The following is a 4,196-nucleotide window of genomic DNA, read 5'->3' as shown; positions in this document are numbered from 1 at the left end:
ACTGACTGAAGTGGCGATTATTTTTGCGGAAATTCGCAGTCGTGATGGATTTGAAGGGGTGGGGTTTAGCTACTCCAAGCGTGCGGGTGGGCAAGGCATCTACGCTCATGCGAAAGAGATTGCGGATAACCTGCTAGGCGAAGATCCAAATGATATCGATAAGATCTATACCAAACTGCTGTGGGCTGGGGCATCGGTTGGCCGCAGCGGAATGGCGGTGCAGGCTATTTCTCCGCTCGACATTGCACTGTGGGACATGAAAGCCAAGCGTGCAGGTTTGCCTTTGTCAAAGCTGTTGGGTTCACACCGTGATTCCGTTCAGTGCTACAACACCTCCGGTGGCTTCCTGCATACGCCGTTGGATCAGGTATTAAAAAATGTCGTGATCTCCCGCGAAAGTGGTATCGGTGGGATAAAACTGAAAGTGGGTCAGCCGAATACGGCGGAGGATATCCGTCGTCTCACGGCGGTACGCGAAGCGTTAGGAGACGATTTCCCGCTGATGGTGGATGCTAATCAGCAGTGGGATCGCGAAACGGCGATTCGGATGGGCAGAAAGATGGAAGCCTTTAATCTGGTCTGGATTGAAGAGCCGCTGGATGCTTACGATGTAGAAGGTCATGCGGCGCTGACGGCAGCGCTGGATACGCCGATTGCCACGGGTGAGATGTTGACTAGTTTTCGCGAGCACGAACAGCTGATTCTTGGTAACGCCAGTGATTTTGTTCAGCCGGATGCGCCGCGTGTAGGCGGGATTTCTCCTTTCCTGAAAATCATGGATCTGGCGGCGAAGCACGGGCGTAAGTTGGCGCCACATTTTGCGATGGAAGTGCATTTGCATCTGGCTGCGGCCTATCCTATTGAACCCTGGCTGGAACACTTCGAGTGGCTGAACCCACTCTTCAACGAGCAGCTAGAGTTGCGCGATGGGCGCATGTGGGTGTCCGATCGTCTAGGATTAGGATTTACGCTGAGTGAACAGGCAAGGAAATGGACGACGCTGAGCTGTGAGTTTGGCAAGCAGCCCTAAACCGATGAAATCATCGTGGCCGATTTTACTATCGGCCACGAGAAGCTTTATTGAATGGAATAATTCAGAGATCCAGCACCAGAATCTTCGAGCGACGCTGGTAGTTGTACAGCGCCTGTTTTTTCTTCGGCAGCATTTCCACTTCGGCGGGTAAAAAGCCGCGCTCCTGAAACCAGTGGATGCTGTGTGTCGTCAGCACGAACAGCTTTTGCAGACCCTGCTGGCGCGCCTGAGCGGCTACGCGCATTAACAACATATCGCCACGTGATGAACTGCGGTAATCCGGGTGAACCGCGACGCAGGCCATTTCGCCGATGCTTTCTTCCGGGAACGGATAAAGCGCGGCACAGGCGATGGTCAGGTTATCGCGTACTACGACGGTGAATTTGTCGATCTCCATTTCCAGCTGTTCACGCGAGCGTCTAACCAGAATGCCTTGTTCTTCCAGCGGACGGATCAATTCCAGAATACCGCCGATGTCATTGATGGTCGCACGGCGAACCTGCTCGGCGCTTTCCATCACGATTTGCGTACCGATTCCATCGCGTGAGAACAGTTCCTGCAACAGCGCGCCATCGTCCTGATAGCTGATCAGGTGGCTGCGACGCACGCCGCTACGACAGGCTTTGACTGCACCGCGAAGGAATCTAACCGTACCAGAGTGGTAATCGCCAGCCTGTTCCAGTACATCAATACGCTGCTGCGCATCGTCCGGGAACAGCTCGGAGATGATGCGGCCCTCTTCATTGGTCACGCCCTGTGACGAGCAGAAGCCGATCATCTTCTCTGCTTTCAGCTTAATGGCGAGCTGGGTCGCAACCTCTTCTGAGGTTAAATTGAAACTTTCACCAGTGACTGAAACAGCAACTGGGCCAAGCAGTACAATCGCGCCGCTATTCAACTGGCGGTGAACCGCTTCTTCATCAATACGACGAATACGGCCACTGTGGCAGTAGTCCACACCGTCATCAACACCAAGCGGCTGTGCGATAATAAAATTACCGCTGACGACATTAATATGGGCACCTTGCAGCGGTGTGTTGTTCAGGCTCATCGACAGCCGAGCGGTGATGTCCAGTTGCAGCATACCCGCAGCCTGTTTAACCAGCTCCAGCGTGGCGCTGTCGGTGATACGGGTATTTTTATGATAGTGGGGCTCGTAGTGGTGCGTTGTAAGGTTGGCATCGATCTGGGGACGGGCACCATAAACGACGACCAGCTTGATCCCCAGACTGTGTAACAGCCCAATATCATTTACGATGCTAGAGAAGTTTGCATGTTCAATGGCCTCGCCACCTAACATGATGACAAACGTTTTGCCACGGTGTGCATTGATATAGGGAACTGAATGGCGGAAGCCCTGAACCAGCTCTGTACTACGTTCCTTCACTGTGAGCCCTCTTTGCATTTTTATTCGTAATTTCTGTATTTTTATTCTTTATGACGTAAAACGCAAGAGGAAGTATTAACCAGAAAAGCGCGGTTAATACTTCAAATTTATGATATCCGCCTGTTATAAGGGCTACACAGGATTTTTGCATGACAGCGCGAAGCAGATTCGTTAAAGTTTTTGACAATTTTTACCTTTATTCATTTTTTGATGGCATATCCGCGCAGTGGCAACACGACAATGCAGGATAGTGCACAGCAATTAGATCGGAGCGGCATGTCTCATTCGAATCATCATCTGACTCGACGGCGTCTATTACAAAGCGCAGCAGCAACCTGGCTATTAAGCGTAAGTGGTGTGGGTTTGGCTGCGACGGCACAGGTTATCGCCGTGCGTGTTTGGCCGTCTTCTGCCTATACTCGCGTCACGTTGGAATCCAATCATCCGCTGAAATATAAACAGTTTAGCCTCAGTAATCCTGAACGCATCGTGGTGGATATCGAAAATGTTCATCTGAACAAGGTACTGAAGGAAATAGCCAGCCAGTTTCAGCAGGATAACGATCCGCTGATTAAAGAAGCGCGCATCGGGCAGTTTGATAAAAGTACGGTGCGTTTGGTGTTGGAACTCAAACAGCAGGCAACGACCAAAGTCTTTACGCTGGGGCCAGTGGCTGAATTCAAACACCGGCTGGTGCTGGATTTGTACCCTGCCGCAGGGCGCTACGACAACGAAGACGATCCACTGCTGGCGCTGCTGGAGGATTACAACAAAGGCGATTTAGAACGCACGCTGCCAGCGGAAGCGCCGAAAGCGGGGAAGGCCGGGCGAGATCGCCCACTGATTATTATGCTCGATCCCGGTCACGGTGGTGAGGATCCTGGCGCGATTGGCAAGAATAAAACGCGCGAAAAAGACATCGTGCTGCAAATCGCCCGCCGCCTGCGTAAGCTGATCGATAATGAATCCAACATGAAGGCGTATATGACGCGCAATGAAGATGTATTCATTCCGCTACGTGTAAGGGTGGCGAAAGCGCGCAAGCAGCGTGCCGATCTGTTCATTTCGATTCATGCAGATGCCTTTACCAATCGATCTGCAAGAGGGTCGTCGGTTTTTGCACTCTCGAAGAAGGGGGCAACCAGCACCGCTGCTAAATTTTTGGCTGAGACGCAGAATGAATCGGATTTGATCGGTGGGGTAAGCATGAGCGGCGATCGCTATCTGGATCACACCATGTTTGATCTGGTGCAGACCGTGACGATTGGCGACAGCCTAACGTTTGGTAAAGAGATCCTGACTCGGCTGGGCAAGGTGAATCGTCTGCACAAAAATAGCGTCGATCAGGCCGGATTTGCAGTACTGAAAGCCCCGGATATCCCTTCTGTTCTGGTTGAGACGGCATTTATCAGTAATCTGGAAGAAGAACGTAAGCTGCGTACCAGTCATTTCCAGCAGCAAATTGCCGAATCCATTTTTGCAGGGATTAAAGCCTACTTCGCTAGTCAGGCGGAGCGGTAGTGGGTGTGGTGAGTATCGTCAATATTACGTAGTAACCGCGTCTTGTCGGCGCGGTTTAAAGGAAATATGTCGTAGACGAGCGTAGAAGTAGGGCATGCGTAGAAAACATGTGGCACAAAAAACAAAAAAGCACCCGTTAAGGTGCTTTATCGCTTACTTCTTAAAAGATAGTTTTAGTTGGTTGCGGGAGCCGGATTTGAACCGACGACCTTCGGGTTATGAGCCCGACGAGCTACCAGGCTGCTCCATCCCGCG

General features: G+C 51.5%; 3 protein-coding genes and 1 tRNA gene. 2 read left to right on the top strand and 2 right to left on the bottom strand.

The window, feature by feature from the left end:
- Positions 1–1,030: L-talarate/galactarate dehydratase (locus tag A0G03_RS14200; protein WP_048259160.1), on the top strand; the 1,030-nt coding region annotated here is incomplete at its 5' end.
- 64 nt (positions 1,031–1,094) lie between these two features.
- Here A0G03_RS14200 and argA read toward each other — a convergent pair.
- The gene (argA, locus tag A0G03_RS14195) at positions 1,095–2,438 is read right to left on the bottom strand and encodes an amino-acid N-acetyltransferase (RefSeq protein ID WP_169743488.1); all 1,344 of its coding nucleotides are present in this window, start codon (positions 2,436–2,438) and stop codon (positions 1,095–1,097) included.
- Between the two features lie 258 nt (positions 2,439–2,696).
- Here argA and amiC point away from each other — a divergent pair, with 258 nt between their 5' ends.
- Positions 2,697–3,941 (top strand): N-acetylmuramoyl-L-alanine amidase AmiC, encoded by a 1,245-nt coding sequence (gene amiC, locus A0G03_RS14190; protein WP_048259161.1) that lies wholly within the window; start codon positions 2,697–2,699, stop codon positions 3,939–3,941.
- Between the two features lie 178 nt (positions 3,942–4,119).
- Here the strand turns inward: amiC and A0G03_RS14185 are convergent.
- Positions 4,120–4,196 (bottom strand) — tRNA-Met (locus tag A0G03_RS14185).

The sequence above is a fragment of the Pectobacterium peruviense genome, from assembly GCF_002847345.1.
Classification (GTDB): domain Bacteria; phylum Pseudomonadota; class Gammaproteobacteria; order Enterobacterales; family Enterobacteriaceae; genus Pectobacterium; species Pectobacterium peruviense.
Note: the sequence above shows the minus strand (reverse complement) of the source record. Positions and strands in the feature narration are given on the sequence as shown.